Source organism: Pseudomonas sp. P9_2 (genome assembly GCF_034008255.1).
GTDB lineage: Bacteria > Pseudomonadota > Gammaproteobacteria > Pseudomonadales > Pseudomonadaceae > Aquipseudomonas > Aquipseudomonas synxantha_A.
The window spans coordinates 4,488,438-4,507,596 of sequence record NZ_CP125376.1 but is presented as its reverse complement, the minus strand read 5'-3'; the positions used below and the strand labels follow the sequence as shown (position 1 = coordinate 4,507,596).

16 protein-coding genes are annotated in these 19,159 nt (G+C 60.5%); 13 read left to right on the top strand and 3 right to left on the bottom strand.

Annotated elements, in window-relative coordinates; all coding sequences use genetic code 11:
* The first annotated feature begins 38 nt into the window (after positions 1-38).
* The 10 genes from QMK52_RS20120 to QMK52_RS20075 all read left to right on the top strand — a co-directional run bounded on the left by QMK52_RS20120 (position 39) and on the right by QMK52_RS20075 (position 10,048).
* Positions 39-680 carry a DUF1345 domain-containing protein gene (locus QMK52_RS20120; protein ID WP_005788617.1) on the top strand — a complete coding sequence of 214 codons (642 nt, stop codon included), beginning with the start codon at positions 39-41 and terminating at the stop codon, positions 678-680.
* Positions 681-754: 74 nt separating this feature from the next.
* Positions 755-1,594: an AraC family transcriptional regulator gene (locus QMK52_RS20115; protein WP_194438417.1), complete on the top strand. Its 840-nt coding sequence runs from the start codon at positions 755-757 to the stop codon at positions 1,592-1,594.
* Positions 1,595-1,649: 55 nt separating this feature from the next.
* On the top strand, positions 1,650-2,249 hold the full coding sequence (locus QMK52_RS20110) for a LysE family translocator (protein WP_320403297.1): 600 nt from the start codon (positions 1,650-1,652) through the stop codon (positions 2,247-2,249).
* Positions 2,250-2,357: 108 nt separating this feature from the next.
* Positions 2,358-3,419: a LacI family DNA-binding transcriptional regulator gene (locus QMK52_RS20105; protein ID WP_320403296.1), complete on the top strand. Its 1,062-nt coding sequence runs from the start codon at positions 2,358-2,360 to the stop codon at positions 3,417-3,419.
* An 84-nt stretch (positions 3,420-3,503) separates the two neighbouring features.
* The gene (locus QMK52_RS20100) at positions 3,504-4,286 is read left to right on the top strand and encodes a sugar phosphate isomerase/epimerase family protein (RefSeq protein ID WP_194438421.1); all 783 of its coding nucleotides are present in this window, start codon (positions 3,504-3,506) and stop codon (positions 4,284-4,286) included.
* Positions 4,279-5,220: a sugar kinase gene (locus QMK52_RS20095; RefSeq protein WP_005788628.1), complete on the top strand. Its 942-nt coding sequence runs from the start codon at positions 4,279-4,281 to the stop codon at positions 5,218-5,220. Before QMK52_RS20100 ends, QMK52_RS20095 begins: the two co-directional genes overlap by 8 nt.
* 45 nt (positions 5,221-5,265) lie before the next feature.
* Positions 5,266-6,558: an MFS transporter gene (locus QMK52_RS20090; protein ID WP_005788630.1), complete on the top strand. Its 1,293-nt coding sequence runs from the start codon at positions 5,266-5,268 to the stop codon at positions 6,556-6,558.
* Positions 6,555-7,532, top strand: a complete 978-nt coding sequence (locus QMK52_RS20085; RefSeq protein WP_320403295.1) for a D-glycerate dehydrogenase — start codon at positions 6,555-6,557, stop codon at positions 7,530-7,532. Before QMK52_RS20090 ends, QMK52_RS20085 begins: the two co-directional genes overlap by 4 nt.
* 611 nt (positions 7,533-8,143) lie before the next feature.
* Complete coding sequence (locus QMK52_RS20080; RefSeq protein ID WP_005788634.1) at positions 8,144-9,574, top strand: nucleobase:cation symporter-2 family protein; 1,431 nt, start codon at positions 8,144-8,146, stop codon at positions 9,572-9,574.
* Between the two features lie 12 nt (positions 9,575-9,586).
* Positions 9,587-10,048 carry an LEA type 2 family protein gene (locus tag QMK52_RS20075; RefSeq protein WP_005788636.1) on the top strand — a complete coding sequence of 154 codons (462 nt, stop codon included), beginning with the start codon at positions 9,587-9,589 and terminating at the stop codon, positions 10,046-10,048.
* Positions 10,049-10,118: 70 nt separating this feature from the next.
* Here QMK52_RS20075 and QMK52_RS20070 read toward each other — a convergent pair whose 3' ends face one another.
* On the bottom strand, positions 10,119-11,045 hold the full coding sequence (locus QMK52_RS20070) for a carbon-nitrogen hydrolase family protein (protein ID WP_320403294.1): 927 nt from the start codon (positions 11,043-11,045) through the stop codon (positions 10,119-10,121).
* A 90-nt stretch (positions 11,046-11,135) separates the two neighbouring features.
* On the opposite strand from QMK52_RS20070, the gene QMK52_RS20065 reads away from it, so the two are divergent.
* Complete coding sequence (locus QMK52_RS20065) at positions 11,136-12,056, top strand: LysR family transcriptional regulator (RefSeq protein WP_320403293.1); 921 nt, start codon at positions 11,136-11,138, stop codon at positions 12,054-12,056.
* Here the strand turns inward: QMK52_RS20065 and QMK52_RS20060 are convergent.
* A complete protein-coding gene (locus tag QMK52_RS20060; protein WP_003190904.1) occupies positions 12,028-12,282 on the bottom strand; it encodes a hypothetical protein in 255 nt (84 codons plus the stop codon). The genes QMK52_RS20065 and QMK52_RS20060 overlap by 29 nt on opposite strands.
* 162 nt (positions 12,283-12,444) lie before the next feature.
* Between QMK52_RS20060 and QMK52_RS20055 the strand changes: the two genes are divergently transcribed.
* Positions 12,445-12,765 carry a DUF883 family protein gene (locus QMK52_RS20055; RefSeq protein ID WP_005788644.1) on the top strand — a complete coding sequence of 107 codons (321 nt, stop codon included), beginning with the start codon at positions 12,445-12,447 and terminating at the stop codon, positions 12,763-12,765.
* A 33-nt stretch (positions 12,766-12,798) separates the two neighbouring features.
* On the opposite strand, the gene QMK52_RS20050 is transcribed toward QMK52_RS20055, so the two are convergent.
* Positions 12,799-13,830 carry an Ldh family oxidoreductase gene (locus tag QMK52_RS20050; RefSeq protein WP_194438425.1) on the bottom strand — a complete coding sequence of 344 codons (1,032 nt, stop codon included), beginning with the start codon at positions 13,828-13,830 and terminating at the stop codon, positions 12,799-12,801.
* Positions 13,831-14,000: 170 nt separating this feature from the next.
* Here QMK52_RS20050 and QMK52_RS20045 point away from each other — a divergent pair, with 170 nt between their 5' ends.
* Entirely contained in the window at positions 14,001-19,139 is a 5,139-nt protein-coding gene (locus tag QMK52_RS20045; RefSeq protein WP_194438427.1) for a dermonecrotic toxin domain-containing protein, read from the top strand.
* Positions 19,140-19,159: the final 20 nt, after the last annotated feature.

Here is a 19,159-nt window from a genome sequence, read left to right as displayed (position 1 = left end):
GAGCTATGGTGCTCACACATACTTATCTGTGAGCCGCCATGCCCTTCCTCGCCCGCACCCACCCTCGCCTCTCGTCCGCAGCCGTACTGGGCCTTGCCGTGGGCATTCTGGTACCGGCCGACACCCTCGCCAGCAAAATCCTGATCGGCTGGAACGCCGGAGTCTGGACCTACCTGATACTGATGCTGTGGCTGACCATTCGCGCCAAGGCCGAAGACGTCAAACGCATCGCCGAAATCGAAGACGAGAACGCCGGCTTGGTGCTGTTCATGGTGTGCATCGCCGCCATCGCCAGCCTGGCGACCATTACCTTCGAACTGGTCGGCAGCAAAGACCTGGCCACCTCCGAGCGCCTGCTGCACTACGGCTTTACCGGGCTGACGGTGATCGGCTCATGGCTGCTGATCGGGGTGATTTTCAGCGTGCACTACGCCAGGCTTTATTACACTTGGCCAGGCAAGGAACCGGCCTTGCGTTTTGCCGAAGGCTTGCTCACGCCCAATTATTGGGACTTCCTGTATTTCTCCTTCACCATTGGCGTGGCCGTACAAACCTCGGATGTGGGCGTCGCCACCCGTGGCCTGCGTAAAGTGGTGTTGGGGCAATCGTTGATCGGATTTCTATTCAATACCGCCATCCTGGGCTTTTCGATCAACATCGCCGCCGGCCTGTTCGGCTAGGGCTGCACAAACCTTCTAGACGCTCACACAACCGCCGAGCATGAATACACTTAACTTTTCCATCTCGGTGGTTTATGACCGCGCACAATTGGATCGACCTTTCCCAGGACGCCGACACCGGCATCGAGACGTTGCGCGCGCATTTTGAAGGCCACGCCTACGACCCCCATTGGCACGATAGCTACCTGATCGGCGTCACCGAACAAGGCGTGCAGCAGTTCAATTGCCGCCGCACCCGCCATAACAGCGTACCCGGCCAGGTGTTCCTGCTGGAGCCCGACGAGTTGCATGACGGCGACGCACCAACGGTAGATGGCTTCACCTATCACATGCTCTACCTCGACCCGCAATGGCTGGCGCGGGAAGTGAGTGCGGTGTTTGAAGAGGCGCCTGCCAACAGCCAGTTGAGCTTTGCCAATACCTTGATCTGCGACCCACGCCTGGCGTTGGCCACCAGCCAAGCGTTCCAGTCGCTGCATAGCAGCGAATTGCGCATCGTGCGCCAGCGTGCGATGGACCAGTTGTTGGAGCTCATCACCGGCCAACTTTACTGGCGCACCCGTTATCACCCAGACCCGCGTCTGCCACAGGTGGCCCACAAGGCCCGGGAATATCTGCATGCACATCTGCATCACGACGTGGGTATGGATGAACTGGCGCGGGCCTGCAACGTCGACCGTTTCCGCCTGACCCGTGCGTTCAAGAGCGCCTTCGGCTTGGCGCCCCATGCTTATCTGGTGCAACTGCGCCTGGCGCGTGCCCGGCACTTGTTGGCTAAAGGCGAGCCGCCAGCGCAAGTGGCCACTCTGCTGGGCTTTGCCGACCAGAGCCACCTGGGCCGCTGGTTTATGCGCGCCTACGGCCTGACCCCGGCGGCCTATCGCAAGCGTTGCTCAAATCTTCCAGACAGGTAGCGCGTAGGTTTGTGAAGCTCGACTCCATCGATTGGTATACCGGAGTCTCCCCGCCATGCAGTCCACGTTGCTCCCTTTCATGCTGTTTGCATGCGTCGCCTCCATTACCCCCGGCCCCACCAATATCCTGGTGCTGAGCAACAGCGCCCGTTACGGTTTCAAGGCTGCGCTGCCGATCATTTTCGGTGCCTGCGCGGGAGCTGCGGGGATCGTGCTGCTGGTGGGCAGCGGGATCGGTCAGTCGCTGGTGCAAATGCCCAAGGTGCAAACCGCGATGCAATGGGTCGGCGTAGCCTGGCTGAGTGTCCTGGCCTGGCGAATCTTCAGCGCCCCGGCTCAAGCCATCCAGGCCGATGCCAGGCAAAAACCCTTGGGCCTGTCCGGTGCCGCAGCGCTGCAATTGGTCAACCCCAAGACCTGGATGATGGCGCTGGCAGTGGTGAGCGTATTTGCGGGTACTGGCGCGCAACGCGAGAGCCAGGTGATGTACCTGTCATTGGTGTTTCTTCTGATTTCACTTCCCTGCCTGGGTCTGTGGGCACTGCTGGGCTCGGGTTCAGCCCGGATAGTGCGGTCGGCCCACGCCATGCAATGGTTCAATCGCGCGATGGCGCTGGTGCTGCTAGCTGCAACCTGGGTGAGCGTGTTTCGCTGAATACCCGGTCATCCGGTCACGTCCTACAATTTCTTGACGACTTTCCTACTTTAATGGTTTCCTGAAACCGGTTTCAGTCATTCCAATAAGAACAGAAGGTCAATGGCCGTGAACAACTTTTCCGCCGCCCAGCGCAGCCGCGTGACCATGCTCGATGTCGCCGCGCGCGCTGGCGTGTCCAAGGCCAGCGTGTCGCGCTTCATCGGCGATGACCGCGCCTTGCTCTCCGATGCCATCGCCCTGCGTATCGAACAGGCTATCGACGAACTCGGCTATCGCCCCAACCAGATGGCCCGCGGCCTCAAGCGTGGGCGCACGCGCCTGATCGGTATGCTAGTGGCCGATATCCGCAACCCCTATTCCATTGCCGTGATGCACGGCGTCGAAACCGCCTGCCGCCAGCACGGCTACAGCCTGGTGGTGTGCAACACCGACCGCGATGACGAACAGGAGCGCCAACACCTGGCAGCGCTGCGCTCGTACAACATCGAAGGGTTGATCGTGAACACCCTCGGCCACCACCTCGACCAACTGCTGGAACTGCAACGGGAAATGCCGCTGGTGCTGGTGGACCGCAAGGTCGAGCCGTTGCACAGCGACCTGGTCGGGCTGGACAACCCGGCAGCGGTACGTATTGCGCTAGAGCATCTTGAGCAACAGGGTTATCGCGACGTGCTGCTGGTGAGCGAAGCCACCGATGGCACCAGCTCGCGCCTTGAGCGCCTGGAGAGTTTCACCACCGAGATTGCCAAACGCCCGGCGTTGACCGGTGCCGTGGTTGAGCTGAACGGCGAACTGGAAAAACGTCTGCAAGCCTTTCTCGCCAAGCCCGGCCCCAAGGCGCTGTTTTGCGCCAACGGTGTTGCTGCGCTGGCCTGCACACGTGCGCTCAAGGCATTGGGTTGCGAGCTGTTCACCGATGTGGGCCTGATTGCCCTGGATGACCTGGACTGGTACCCGCTGGTGGGTAACGGCATCACCGCCCTCGCCCAGCCGACGCAAGCGATTGGTGCCAGCGCTTTTGACTGTTTGCTCAAGCGTCTGCGCGGCGATACCGCCCCCACGCGCACCCTGGATTTTTTACCCGAGCTGATTATCCGCGGCTCGACACAATCCCCTGTGGGAGCGGGCTTGCTCGCGAACGCGATAGATCAGCCACTCTTGCGCTGACTGACACACCGCCTTCGCGAGCAAGCCCGCTCCCACATTTTGTTTTGCGTATAAAAATGAAACCGGTTTCAGAGGTAAACAACAATGCATAAATACCCCGTCTCCATCAGCCTTTCCAGCTACGGCGCCGACCTCGTCCGCCAGCAGGGCCAATTGAGTTTTGTCGCGCTACTCAACGCCGCCGGTGCCCAGCGCATCGAATGGCGGGAAGAGTTGCTGACCCGCGAACAACCCGCCGAACTGGCCCAAGCCGCCGCTGAACAGGGCCTGGAATCAGTCTTTTCCTCGCCCTTGGAGCTGTGGGTCGCCGGCCGTGCGCAGCCCAATGCCGAGCTGGCCGCCACCCTGGACCGCGCCCAGGCCTTTGGCTCGGGCTGGCTGAAGGTCTCGCTCGGTTACTTCACCGACACAAACGACCTGGAAAGCCTGCACGCCTTGCTCAACCGTCACCCGGTCAAGCTGCTGGTGGAAAACGATCAGACCCTGCACGGTGGGCGTATTGAACCCATGCAACGGTTTTTCACCGAGGTCGAACGCCTGGGCCTGCCGGTGAAGATGACCTTCGATATCGGCAACTGGCAGTGGCAAGACCAATCTGCGCTGACCGCTGCACGCCTGCTGGGCCGGCATGTGGACTACCTGCATTGCAAGGCCGTGGCCCGTCGCCCGGACGGCAAGCTGGTGGCCTTGCCACCCGGCGCCACCGACCTGCATCTGTGGGAACAACTGCTCAAGCATATGACTCAAGGTATTACGCGGGCGGTGGAATTTCCGTTGCAGGGCGATGATCTGGTCGAGGTCACTGCGCAACAAGTCGCCACCCTCGCCTGCCTTGGCCAACCCCGCGTGGAGAACGCCCATGTCTGAGATCGATATCCTGTCGTTTGGTGAAACCATGGCGATGTTTGTCGCCGAGCAGACCGGCGATCTGGCCCAGGTCGCGCAGTTTCACAAACGCATTGCCGGCGCCGACAGCAATGTCGCGATTGGCTTGTCGCGCCTGGGGTTCAACGTGGCATGGCTGAGCCGAGTCGGTGACGATTCCCTCGGACGCTTTGTGGTCGACACGCTGGGCAAGGAAGGCATTGATTGCCGCCATGTGGCCGTCGACCCGTTGCATCCCACCGGGTTTCAGCTCAAGTCGCGCGAAGAGGCCGGCGCTGATCCTCAGGTCGAGTACTTTCGCAAAGGCTCGGCGGCCAGCCATTTGTCCATCGCCGATATCAGCCCTGCGTTGTTGCAAGCCCGCCATCTGCACGCTACCGGGATTCCACCGGCATTGTCCGATGCCACCCGTGAACTCTCCTTCGAACTGATGACGCAGATGCGCAACGCCGGGCGCAGCGTGTCGTTCGACCCGAACCTGCGCCCCTCGCTCTGGGCCAGCCAGACGCAGATGATCCGCGAAATCAATGCCCTGGCCGCTCTGGCGGACTGGGTGTTGCCGGGCCTGGGTGAAGGCCGCCTGCTCACCGGTTTCGAAGATCCTGCGGATATCGCTGCGTTCTACCTCGACCAGGGCGCCGAAGCCGTGGCGATCAAGCTCGGCCCCGAAGGCGCTTATTACCGCACCCACATGGACCAGGGCTTTGTCGCCGCCGTAAAGGTGGAAAAAGTCGTGGACACCGTCGGCGCCGGCGACGGCTTTGCCGTGGGCATGATCAGTGCCCTGCTGGAAAACTCAAGCTTCCCCGAGGCGGTGCAGCGCGCTAACTGGATCGGCAGCCGCGCCGTGCAGAGCCGTGGCGATATGGAGGGTTTGCCGACCCGCGCCGAATTACCCACTCGATCCGTTGCATAACCCATTACCTGTTGCCACAACTACAACAAGCTCAGGAGCAACCCCATGGAAACCGTGAAACTCGCCACCCGCCGTTGGTGGTACATCATGCCTATCGTGTTTATCACCTACAGCCTGGCCTACCTGGACCGTGCCAACTACGGCTTTGCCGCCGCCTCCGGGATGGCCGAAGACCTGATGATCACGCCCGGCATGTCCTCGCTGCTCGGCGCACTGTTTTTCCTTGGCTACTTTTTCTTCCAGGTGCCGGGGGCGATCTACGCGCAAAAGCGCAGCGTCAAGAAACTGATCTTCGTCAGCCTGATCCTCTGGGGCGGCCTGGCGACCCTGACCGGCGTGGTGTCCAACGCCTATATGCTGATCGTCATCCGCTTCATGCTCGGGGTGGTCGAAGCGGCGGTGATGCCGGCCATGCTGGTGTACCTGTGCCATTGGTTCACCCGTGCCGAACGCTCGCGGGCCAACACCTTCCTGATCCTCGGCAACCCGGTGACCATGCTGTGGATGTCGGTGGTGTCGGGCTACCTGGTGCAGCATTTCAGCTGGCGCTGGATGTTCATCATCGAGGGCCTGCCGGCGGTGTTGTGGGCGTTTATCTGGTGGAAGCTGGCCGATGAGCGCCCCAAGGATGCCAAGTGGCTGAGCGACGCCGAAAAGCACAGCCTGGAAACCGCCCTCGCCGCCGAGCAGGTGGGAATCAAGGCCGTGAAGAACTACGCCGAGGCGTTCCGTTCGCCCAAGGTGATCATCCTTGCCCTGCAATTCTTCTGCTGGAGCATTGGCGTGTATGGCTTTGTGCTGTGGCTGCCGTCGATCCTCAAGGCCGGCTTGCAGATGGACATGGTCGAAGCCGGCTGGCTGTCGGCTCTGCCCTACCTGGCGGCGGTGATCGGGATGCTGGTGGTGTCCTGGGGCTCGGACAAACTGCAAAAGCGTAAGCGCTTTGTGTGGCCACCGCTGTTGATTGCATCGATTGCGTTTTACGCCTCTTACGTACTCGGCGCCGAGCACTTCTGGTGGTCCTATACCTTGCTGGTGATCGCCGGGGCCTGCATGTACGCCCCCTATGGCCCGTTCTTCGCCATCGTTCCGGAAATCCTCCCGGCCAACGTCGCCGGTGGCGCCATGGCGCTGATCAACAGCATGGGCGCGCTGGGCTCGTTCGGTGGCTCTTACCTGGTGGGCTACCTCAACAGCAGCACCGGCTCGCCTGGCGCTTCGTACCTGTTGATGAGCGGCGCGTTGCTGCTGTCGGTGGTGCTGACGATTTTCCTCAAGCCCGGCGCCAGTGACCGCTCGCCGGTGCCAACCCTGGAGTTGAAGGTAAAAACCTCATGAAAAAGTCCGTTGTGTTGTACAAGAAACTCTCCGCGCCGCTGATGGCTCGCCTGCATGAGCAGGCCGAGGTCACGCTGATCGATGCACTGGATGAGGCCGGCCTGGCCAAACTGCGCGATGCGCTGCCCGGCGCCCATGGCCTGTTGGGTGCAAGCCTGCGCCTGGACGCCCAGTTGCTCGACCTGGCACCCACGCTGGAAGCAGTGGCCAGCGTTTCGGTCGGGGTCGACAACTACGACATCGATTACCTGACCCAACGCGGCATCCTGCTCAGCAACACCCCGGATGTGCTCACCGAAACCACCGCCGACACCGGCTTTGCGCTGATCCTGGCGACCGCCCGGCGTGTGGTCGAGTTGGCCGACATGGTGCGTGCCGGCCAGTGGAACAAGAACATCGGCCCGGCGCATTTTGGCAGCGATGTGCATGGCAAGACGTTGGGTATCATCGGCATGGGCCGCATCGGCGAAGCCTTGGCCCAGCGTGGGCATTTTGGCTTCGGCATGCCGGTGATCTACCACAGCCATTCGCCAAAGCCTGCGGTGGAGGCGCGCTTTGGCGCGCAGTACCGAAGCTTGCAGGACTTGCTCAAAGAAGCGGATTTTGTTTGCCTGACGTTGCCGCTGACGGCTGAAACCGAGAAGTTGATTGGCGCGCAAGAATTCGCGTTGATGGGGGCGGAGACGATCTTCATCAATATCTCACGGGGCAAAGTAGTGGACGAAGCGGCACTGGTCGAGGCTCTGCAGCAGCGCACTATCCGCGCGGCGGGGTTGGATGTATTCGAGAAAGAACCGCTGGATCACGCATCACCGCTGCTGCGCTTGAACAACGTGGTGGCGACGCCGCATATCGGCTCAGCCACCCATGAAACGCGCGAGGCGATGGCCAAGTGTGCGGTGGATAATCTGCTGCAGGCGTTGTCGGGCGAGCGACCGCAAAACCTGGTGAACCCTGGGGCCTGGAAGCAATAACCCCTGGAACAACACTGTCCGATGTGGGAGGGGGCTTGCCCCCGATGGCCATAGGTATCTACACAACTCTGTAGCGCCAACGGTAACCACGATGCGAAGCGAGCCGCTGTTGATCTTGATCTGCTTTTGATCTTGATCTCAGGCGCCCCGTTAAACCACGCTGGCCGAACCTAAGCGAGGTGCCGAGTGGTGGGGCAAGAGCGTTTTGCTTACTTTTGCCTGGGCCGGCATTCCGGCTTTTCAAAAGTGAGCCGCTGTCAGAGCGGAACCCTAGGTGGCCGTTACCGCAGGAATGGATATGTACACGGTCCAACTGTGTTGACTGTTAGGCCGTCTTCGCAGGCAAGCCAGCTCCCACAGTTGGATCGCTGAGTGTCAGGTAGATTGGCGTGGGCTGGCAGGCCGCCATCGCAGGCAAGCCAGCTCCCACATTTGGATTTCGGAGCGTCAGATGGATATGCGCCGGCTGTCAGGCCGTCACGGGAGCAAGCCCCCTCCCACATTTTGATGTGGTCGGCCTATACAGCGACTTCATGAATATTCTTTTACACTTCTGACGACTGACGGTTTCTGGCATTCTTCGCCTCCATTTTCCGACCCGAGCCTTCATTTTGTCTGACGCTCAAGCCCCTCGCCCGCGCTATAAATCCGACCTGATCTACGGCCTGGACGACCGCCCGCACTTCACCGCTGCGATTTTTGCCGCCTTGCAGCATGTGCTGGCGAGCTTTGTCGGCATCATTACCCCGACCCTGATCGTCGGCGGCGTACTTGGCCTGGAAAGCGAAGTGCCGTACCTGGTGAGCATGGCGCTATTCGTCTCGGGGCTTGGCACCTTTGTGCAGGCACGCACGTTCGGGCCAGTGGGTTCGGGCCTGTTGTGCCTGCAAGGCACCAGCTTTTCGTTTATCAGCGTGATTCTCAGTGCGGGCTTTATGGTCAAGGCCCGGGGCGGCGGCACCGATGAGATCCTCTCAACGATCTTTGGCATCTGCTTTTTCGCCGCGTTTATCGAGGTGGTGCTGAGCCAGTTCATCGGCAAACTGCGCAAGCTGATCACCCCGGTTGTAACTGGCACCATCATTACCTTGATGGGCCTGTCACTGATCAAGGTGGCGGTCACCGACATGGCCGGCGGCTATGGCGCTGGCGACCTGGGCGCCGCCAGCAATATGGGCCTGGCGGCGCTGGTGCTGCTGACCATCGTGGTGCTCAACCGCTTCAACAACCCGTTCCTGCGCCTGGGTTCGATCGTGATCGGCCTGACGCTGGGCTTTGTGGTGGCGTGGTGGCTGGGCCGCGTCGACATGGCCGCCCTGCCCCAGGTGCCGTTGATCAGCGTGCCAGTGCCGTTCAAGTACGGCTTCGCGTTCGACTGGGTGGCATTTATCCCGGTGGCGGTGATCTTCCTGATTTCGCCTCTGGAAGCCGCCGGTGACCTGACTGCCAACTCGATGATTTCCCAACAACCGGTCAAGGGCCCGCTCTATATCAAGCGCATCAAGTCCGGCCTGCTGGCCGACGGCCTCAACTCGGCGATGGCCGCCACCTTCAACAGCCTGCCGATGGTGACCTTCGCGCAGAACAACGGGGTGATCCAGCTGACCGGCGTGGCCAGCCGCTACGTGGCGTACTTTATCGCCGGGCTGCTGGTGCTGCTGGGGTTGTTCCCGATGATCGGCGCGGTGCTGCAACTGATGCCCAAACCAGTACTTGGCGGCGCGACCCTGATCATGTTCGGCACCGTAGCCGTGGCCGGGATCAAGATCCTCGCCGAAGCCGGCCTGCACCGGCGCAATGTGCTGATCGTGGCGATTTCCCTGGGGATGGGCCTGGGCGTCGCCGCAGTGCCGGAAGTGCTGCGCGACTTGCCCAAGGCGCTGCACAACATCTTCGAATCGCCGATCACTGTGGGCGCGTTCTGTGCAATCCTGCTGAACATTTTCCTGCCCGAAGAGTTCATAGAGCTGGAAGAAGATGAATTCGATCCGGAGTCCTCTACCCTCAAGGTCATGCAGGACCCGGACGTCACGAAACAGTAGGAGCACTTTTATATGCGCAAGCTCATGGTTCTTTCGTTGTTGTTGCTGAGCTTGAGCGCCTGCGCGCTGTTCCCCAATCGCGACCCGGTGAATATCAACGTGGTGGGCATCGAGCCCCTGCAAAGCCAGGATCTGGAAGTGCGCTTTGCCGTGAAGCTGCGGGTGCAGAACCCCAATGAAACAGCAATCGACTACAACGGCGTGGCGCTGGATCTGGAAGTCAATGGCCGGCCGTTGGCGTCCGGGGTAAGTGACCAGGCCGGCAGCATCCCACGTTTTTCCGAGACGGTGCTGATGGTCCCCGTGAGTGTTTCGGCGTTCTCGGTGTTGCGCCAAACCCTGGGCCTGAGCCAGACCCAAAGCCTGAATAACCTGCCCTATGTGCTGCGCGGCAAACTGGCGGGCGGATTGTTCGGCACCATGCGCTTTGTAGAGCGTGGCACTCTGGATTTGCCCAATACCGCCACCTGGTGATGCGCGAGTGATCTGATCCAAATCTGCGAAATGCAAGCTCGCGCCTACAAAAGCCTTGGGTTGACCCGGTTCAATCAGTGATGTAGCGCACGCCTGACTTGGCGCGCTCGTCCACCACCAATTCAAAAATATCCGGCCGAGCGTAATGCCCCACTACGTCGTAGTCGTAGCGTGCTCGCACCAGATCATCTGTATTGATCTGCGCCGTCAACAAACCCGCCTCCCCCAGCAACGGCCCCGCCAAAATATCGCCCATGGGCCCGACGATCACGCTACCGCCGGCAATCAACGGGCGCTCCGCCGGCCAGTTGGCAACCTCCACACCCAAGGCCTGCGGTGATGCCTGCACCTGGCAGGCGCTGACCACAAAGCAACGGCCTTCATGGGCAATATGGCGCATGCTCACCTGCCACATCTCGCGCTCGTCCACTGTGGGCGCACACCACACCTGCACGCCCTTGGCATACATCGCCGTGCGCAACAGCGGCATCATGTTTTCCCAGCACACCGCCCCGCCGATACACCCGACAGCCGCGTCAATCACCGGCAAGGTTGAGCCGTCGCCCTTGCCCCAGATCAGCCGCTCAGTGCCGGTCGGCATGAGTTTGCGGTGCTTGGCGACCAAACCGCTCGACGGTTCGAAATACAGCACGGTGCAATACAGCGTGCTGCCACTGCGCTCGATCACGCCGAGCACCAGGCTCGCACCGGTACGCGCCGATAACCCGGCCAGCGCCTCGGTCTCCACGCCCGGCACGTCGATGGCATTGGCAAAGTAGCGCGCAAAGGCTTCACGGCCCTCGGGCAGGCGATAACCCAATTGCGTGCCGAAGCTTTCGCCCTTGGGATACCCCCCCAGCAACGCCTCAGGCATCACCACCAACTGTGCGCCACTGCGCTGTATTTCATCTTCATAGGCCAGGATCTGCGCCAGGGTTTGCGCTTTGCCGCCAGGCAAGGAGCCGATTTGCAGGGCTGCGACGATCGATACGGGCATTGCGCTCACTCCGGTAATAAGGGTTGCCCATTCTCCGGCCAGACTCGATCATGAATAAAGCCCACCTCAGTGCTAAATGATATGAGCCAAATGAATATCGCCCAGGTTGACCTGAACCTGTTGAAAACCTTCGAAGCCCTGCACGACGAGTCCAGCGCCAGCCGTGCTGCATTGCGCCTGGGCGTTACGCAATCGGCAATCAGCGCCGGTTTGCGGCGTTTACGCGAACTGTATGGCGACCCACTTTTCGTACGCACCGGTCGCGGCCTGGCGCCCACCCTGCGGGCCAATCAGTTGAAACCGGTGATCAGCGAGGCATTGGACCGCTGCCGACAAAGCCTGGCGATGATCCACCCGGATAACCCGCATTATCAGGGGCGATCGGTGGTGTTAGGTCTGTCAGACGATTTCGAAATCGCCTACGGCCGGCAGCTGATGGACGCCATCGCAGAGCGCCTGCCGAAACTGCGGGTGATCTTTCGCCAGACCCACAGCCAGATCGTTGCGACTGCCCTGCTCGACCGCAACCTGGACCTGGCCATTACCGCCGGCGGGTTTGCCGAGCGCAGGCTGAGTCGGCAAGTGCTGGGCGAAGGAGACTACCGCTGCCTGGTGGACCCAGGCAGCCTGGCGCCCGGCCAGCAAGGTATCGAGCTTGCAGAATTCATCGCACGCGACCATGTGCTGGTGTCGTCAGGCGGGTTTATCGGTATTACCGATGAAGGGTTGGCGGCGCAGGGCTCGAGCCGCCAGGTATGTGCGTCCACCAGCCACTTTGCGGCGCTGCCGTACCTGCTCAAAGGCAGCGCGGCGGTGGCGACGATCCCCGGTCATGCGGCCCAAGCGATTGCGCAGATGACCGGCTTGCGTGTGCTGCCCTGCCCGCTGGCGCTGCCGCACTACCCGGTGGAGTTGGGCTGGCGTACCCAGGCCCAGCTTGATCCGCTGTTGCTCAAGGTTCGCGAGGCGATCGTGGCGTGCTTTACTTCGCCGCTGCCATCAGCTTGTTGACTTCACTGCGCACCATGTTGGAAAACTCCGGCGGCGACATGCCGTCAAGTTCGGCGCGCACCCACTCGGCCCATTTGCCCTTGCGCTTGGCGCGCTCGCCGAACAAACGGGCGGCTTCGCCCTTGGCTTTGCCCAGGTTGGTTTGCCACAGGTCGTAGAGGCGCGACTTTTCGTCTTCCAGCTCGGCGCGTTCGGCGAGGGTCTTGTTGGCGAGATTGAAGCTCATGTTGAATTACCTGCTGCACAAATGACTGACATCTTACACTGTAGGCCCAAAGGGCCTGATCACCATTGTGCCGCAAATGGACGGCTCGCAAAATAACTGCAACTTTTGCCGCTGCCCGATACTCCATTGTTCACTGTCACATTCACTTGCAAGGAGTCACACATGGCCCGCAAAACCGCCGCCCAAGCCGTTGAAGAACAAATCAAGGATCAAGCCTTCAGCGAACTGACCGCGCTGATCGAAGAATCGGACAAACTGCTCAAAAGCAGCGCATCCCTGGTAGGCGAGGAAGGTGAAACCCTGCGCGAGCAGGTTGCCATCAAACTCAAGCAAGCCCTGGATTCGGTGTCCAGCGTCCGTGAGCGCAGCAAGCCGGTCGTGGACGCCACCGAGACCTACATCGGCGGTCATCCATGGCAGACCGTGGCCATTTCCGCAGGCTTTGGCCTGGTGGTGGGTCTGCTGCTGGGTCGCCGTCACTGATCAGCACGGGCTGCGCCCATGGCGCAGCCTGTTTCACCCCGCCGCCAGTTCTCGCAGTTGCCGAATGTCCTGCGTGTCAAGCTCTATGCCTGCTTCCTGCGACTTCGCCCGTGTGCGATGGCGCCGATCCCCCGGTAATCGCCGTAACCCCGCCGCATGCATCTGCCGCACCAGTTCCTGGCTGCGCTCGGCAAAGCTTTGCCCGGCGGTTTTGCGCGGATCGATGACTATCAGTAATTGGCCGGTCCAGGGCGTACGCGCTCCCGGATGATCGGCCCAATTGAATTCGAACGAAAAATTGCCGCCTGTCAGTGCCGCCGCCAGCAACTCGACCATCATCGACAACGCCGACCCCTTATGCCCACCAAATGGCAACAGCGCGCCCCCCTCCAGAATGGCTTTCGGGTCCTGGGTCGGCTGGCCCAGGCTATCGACGCCCATGCCCGGTGGCAGCCGCTCGCCTTTGCGCGCGGCGATCTGCACGTCGCCATGGGCGATGGCGCTGGTGGCCAGGTCGAACACAATCGGCGCGCCATCGGCCCGCGGCGCAGCAAACGCGATGGGGTTGGTGCCGAACAACGGGCGATCAGCGCCATGGGGCACCACGCAGGTCATGCTGTTGACCACACTGAGTGCAACCAGTCCTTCTTCGGCGAAAGGTTCGACGTCCGGCCACAAGGCCGCAAAGTGATGGGAATTGTGGATAGCCAGTAACGCAATGCCGGCGCTGCGGGCCTTGCTCACCAGTAACGCACGCGCGGCCGCCAGAGCGGGTTGGGCGAACCCATTGGCGGCGTCGACCCGTACGAAGCCTGACGCAACGTCGCTCACGATCGGTACGGCGGCGCCATTGACCCAACCGCTGGCCAGGGTCGAGAGGTAACCCGGGATACGAAAAATACCGTGGCTATGAGCGCCATCACGTTCAGCGCTGGCGCAATTGTGCGCAAGGATCGCCGCCACTTCTGGCGAGGTGCCGTGCCTGACGAAAATCTGTTGGAGCAACCCCACCAACTCAGTGAAGCTGATGAAGGCCGTGACAACTGTCGGAGACTGCGCAGACATTTGAAGCTCCATTTTTATGATTGGAAGGGGCAACGAATGGACATCCAGGCCGTCGATTAAACACCACCTGCAGCGCTCACTGTCAACTTACGACGAGACTCAATAGTTACCCCCGCCAGTCATCGGTGCCTGCCTACCCTGTGTCTTCCTATTCACGCTGGAGACAGGCGATGACCCGTGTCACCCCGCCCTATTTTTTCGACGAGTTCCTGCTACCCGTCAATCGCTCGACATTGAGCAAGCGCGAACGCGCCCTGGGGTTCACCGTCAAGGATCTGGAATGGCTGCACGGCGTGTATTACGCCAGCGACGCCAGCCGTCAGGATACCCGCCTGCAAAGCCCGCCCATGCGTGTAGAAAAGCTATTGATCAATGTGGCAGGGCAGGCTGCGATCCCACTCGCCGGCGCGTTTTCGATGAGTTCCACGCCCGACGGTGCCAAGGCTCTGCTGTACACGCCTTATGGCGGTATCCAGGTGTTTGACAGCCATGCCTCGCTGCTTGCCGAGGTCAGTCAGGCGTTGGCTGATTCGGTACAGCGCGTGCAATTGCTCAGCTTCCTGTCAATTGCACAGCGCAACAGCCTGCCGGCGGGTAGCGTTCTGACACTGACCACTTTGCCGGTCCTGGGTGCGGTCATGGAAGATCAGGAACAAACCCTGCAGGCCTGCCAACAGGCCAACGTGCAAGCAATGCTTGAGCACTTGCAGAAGACCCCGACCTTGTCCGCCATGCTCGACACATTGCTCGGCATCATGGCGCACCCTCATTTCCCCGGTCTGGATCAGCGGCAAACGCAAGTGAACTGCTTTCTCCAAAGCCCGACGGATGCCGATCGACGCTGGATCGACTCCCTGTCGTTACGTGATGCGTTATTGCAGTTCTATGTCAACCATGCCTGGCCCTTGGGGCAAACTCGCGAATTCATCAACCCCAAGCACGTCACCAGCCACTTCACCCAGCCCCAGTTGCAACAAGACCGCGAGTATTGGGACACGCTCATCGAACAAACCTCCGGTACGCTGTCCAAATTGCTCGACAGCCTGCTGCAGACCTACTGGAACGAAGACATCGACAGCGGCACCTCACGCCTTGACCTGTTCGCGCAAATCCTGGCTGACAAATTCCGCCTCGATGTGCTGCTCAAGCGCCAGAGCGGCATCCTCAGTGCTGACGAAAGCCATATGCTCCAGGCCCTGTTTCTCAGCGACCAGGGCGCTCGCAGCACCTACGCCGCCGAACTGAGCGTGGAAACAGTACGCATCTATGCGCCGTACCAGCACTACGTGGAACTGGCCAGTACCCTGATGCTGCATGACAGCCATGCCTACCTTTACACCCAATCCCGTGGCTTGCAGGTACTTAAAGATCTGGATGATCTCAAAGACACGCTATTGACCATGCTCACCGCCGCCGGGCACGAAGATGAACTGCTCAATTTCCTGTCTCTGGACGAGCGCAACACCTTTATCGGCCTGGACCAGATCAATGTTGCCGCACACCCCGTCACCGGGCACGTGTTCACCGACATGATCGAAGACATCGCCGCCAAGCAGACCAGTAATATGAACCATGCCCTGAGCCTCTATCGCAGCAGCGCCGGCCAGGTGGACCTGGAAGCATTGCTCGATTACGCCCTGGACATCCGCACCATGCTCGACAGTCGCCTGGCCGACCTGGACACCGATGGGCGCTGGACAATACATCCCGTCAGCAGCGGCAATGGCCGCCCCTCCACGGTGCAAGCCGAGCGCGCCAAGCTGCACCTGCAACGCCTGCGTGCTGCCGAAGAAGGATTGCAGATCGAGCGCCTTAAGCACCCTACACTGCGCAGCGTGGCCACCCTGGCCCTGAACACGGAACTGCAAACCCAACGACTGGACCTCAAGGCCGACGAGGTTTACGTCAACACTTACGCGTCCCGCGCCGAGCAGCGTGAGGAGCGCGCGCCTGTGTCTTCGCTGAGCATGGTTGAACATTTCATCGAGCGCCTCGGCCAGGAGAGCAAGCCGCTCCCGGTGTCTTCCAGAACTGGGTTTTACACAGAACGCAACCAGGGTGTCGCCCTGAAGCTCAATAACATGCCCCTCAAAACCTTCAACAACATGATCGAACGGGTCTTGAAGGTGTTTGCCGGCCACGAGATGCGTGAACTCCCGCGCCTGTTCCTGAATAACATCCGCGATAAGCACGCGCACTCGATGTTGTTGGGCCTGCGCAGCGAGGCTGAACTGCGGCTGCTGGGTAAAACGCTGACGCCACGCAGCCATGCCATTCTTGATGCAGTCCTGCAAACTGACAGCCTGGCGCGCCTGACCCGACATGGGATCAACGGGTTTCTGCCGGATGCTTATGCGCTGGCATTGCACAAGGGTACGTCCGACGCGCTGCTGCCGCTGGCCAATCTGTTTGTACTGACCGAACGTGGCGGCCTTGACCCCAAGAATTCGGGCCAGGCGATCCTATGGACGCCCCGGCGTGGTCATGAGGTTTTTGCGTCGGTCTCGGCCCTGCGCGAGGCGCTAACCCAGCGCGTGGCGCATCCGATCAAACGACTGTCGCTACTGGAAAATCTGTCATTGTCCCAGCGCGTGCCTCATCAGGCGTATCGCCTGGCTGCGCTGCAACGTATAGACGAAAACCTGCTGGACAATCGCCTGAAAACCTACGGCGATTACGTCATGGACTCGGTGGACCAACTGCTGGCCATGGACTTGCCGGCGCGCGCCCTGCAGGACCGCCTGGATGAGATCCTGCAGATCCCGGCGCCCACCAACCTTGCCCGAGCCCAGGCGCTGGCCGATGCCATGGTCACCCAGCAGGCCCTGCCCGTTTGGCTGGCAATGGCGCCCGCCAACGAGCAGATCTTCCATGCCGAACTGCTTGAGCAATACCACAACAGCGCCCCGGAAGAGGAAGACTACCTGCAAGGCATTCCCACCATTGGCGAGCACACCCTTGACGCCCTGTCGAAATTGCTCAAGGCGCGCTTTCCCAAGCAGACCATCAGCCCCGATGATGTGCTGATTCCCGTGCACCAGGCCCTCGACATCCATGACTACAGCCTGACCGATTTTGCCTTGCGTCACTGGCCGAACCTGGACAACCAGACTACCCGCCCCCGCTCGCGCACCGCCACACCGCTGCCGGACACCCTGGACGCCAATGCGCTGGTTCAACTGGTGCGGCAACTGGACTTGAAATCGGTGTACCAAAAGCGATTGCAAACCGAGATGGACACCCGCACGGAAGCTGCACGCAAACGCCGGCGCCTGTTCTGTCGGCAACTGCCATGGCAGGTGTTGCAATACGCCCACGAACAACATCTGCAAGAACGCCTGTCAAACAAGGCCTTGGGCTTGGTCCAGCAGGTGTTCGACATGCCTGACGGCCTGGCACGTGCGGCGTTGAAGGACGTATCGACGCTGATCCGGCCCGTGGAGCTGGTGGCGACTGCAGGCGCTACTGCCGCCAAGGTATTGGGCATGTACCTGATCAGCCCTGGAAGTAAAGAGCCCGGTCCGGTAGTGCTCTATGCGCCCTACAGTGAAAACCACGTGCTCAAGCAATATGACAACGAGCAAGCGCTGCTGGATGAAGTGGAGCGACCAGGGGAACTGCAGGACTGGGTCATCCAGCACCTGGAAGATCCGCACCAGGCCGTTTACCGCAGCTTGCTGCAAAACAACCTTCATCGCTCTTCGGATATGAGCCTGGCCTCATCTGCCGTGACCGGCAACCTGCTGCACTATTTATTCAGTGAGAACACGCTGATCCTGCTGAAAATGCTCGCCTGCCAGTTCGAAAAAGGTTCCAAGCTGCTTTGGGATAAAGTGGTGGGCGTGTTCGGCAAGGGCATACCCACGGCAGTGCACTTCATGGCGGGCAAACTCGCCTATCCACTTGTGGTCTGGCGCAGCTACAAGTTGGTCAAGCGCTCGGCTGAAGCGCTGCAACTGCACCAGTGGAAAGCCGCGATGAAGGACTTTAGCCTGGCAGTGGTGCAAATGGCCGCCCTGTACAGCGAGCTTGATGGCAGCGAAACCCCACCGCCTGATGACGCTGACCTGGTCGACCTGCCGGAAGGCGGCCTGCCCACCGCCACTACCCCGGGCCTGCGGGACGTCACCGCCACTTCCCGAACGCAGTTGCAGCGCTTGGAGGGCTACGACATCGCCCTTAAGGACCTTGAGCTGGACACCTCCACCCATGTCTACAAGGATAAGGCGAGCGCCAAGAGTTACGTGCCGCTGGCAGGCAAGGTGTATCCGGTGAAGAAAACCAAGGCGCACTGGCGCCTGGACAACGACGCTCAGCAGGGCCCCTACGTTGGTCGCAATGCTGATGGCAAATGGGTAGTGGACCTGAGCATACACACGCCCCGCTTCGGCCAGGCCTGGACGCGGCAAAAAGTGCGACGGGCCGAAAGACGCGACATCAATATTGAAGCGCTGGGTATAAGGGCAATCGCCGCAGTGTCGAGCTGGAAAGCCCAAGTCATCAACGAAGCCTTCAACGTATCGACTTACTACGCCGTCAACTGCAAGCGCAACATCCAGCACTTTGCAGAGCTGCTCAAGCCTGATAGCCGAGTAGGCCTGTTCTTGTGCGACCTGTTCGGCACTCTCAATCTGAACCCGGCCCAGGTAAAGAAAATCGAGGACATCATCGATGGAATACTGGATGAGTTAAGCGACCCCACCTTGATCGGCCCTGAATCAATGCGCCTTGTCAGCGGTGAAAGCGTGAACGATCCCACCAATGAGTACGCGATGGTGCTTCTCGATGACAGCGAACGAAAAGTGTACTTGTTCGAAAGGTTCTTCCACCCGAACCTGGCTGAATACGCCACCATTCTGAGTGAACCTTTTGACATGTTCGCCCATGCCAGAGCCTCTACTCTGATCCATGAGCTGACGCACCTGAGGTTCAAGACAGAAGACATTGCCTACCTGCGGAGCATAGAACCCTTCCGCGACCTGATCGACACGGCAAAGCCGGGTGCTCAGGCGGTGAAGACGCGTCAGGATGATTTGCAAACAACCGGGCTGTCGACGTTGACGCCGGCAAACATGCTATTCAAGGCATGGGATGACATATCCAATACCTGGGAGGATTACGGTTTTTTCACTACCACTAACGCCCTCAAACGCAGAGTCCTGAGCATCACCGGCGCCAAGACCCTGAATGAGGCCCGACAAATCTTCATGAGCAATGTCGACAAGCGCATCGACGTCATTCTATCCAACGCCGACTCGGTCAGTTACCTGGTTACGCATCTGGGGCGCATGCTGGATGAGGGGGCCTGAGCAGGCCCCCAACACGTGAA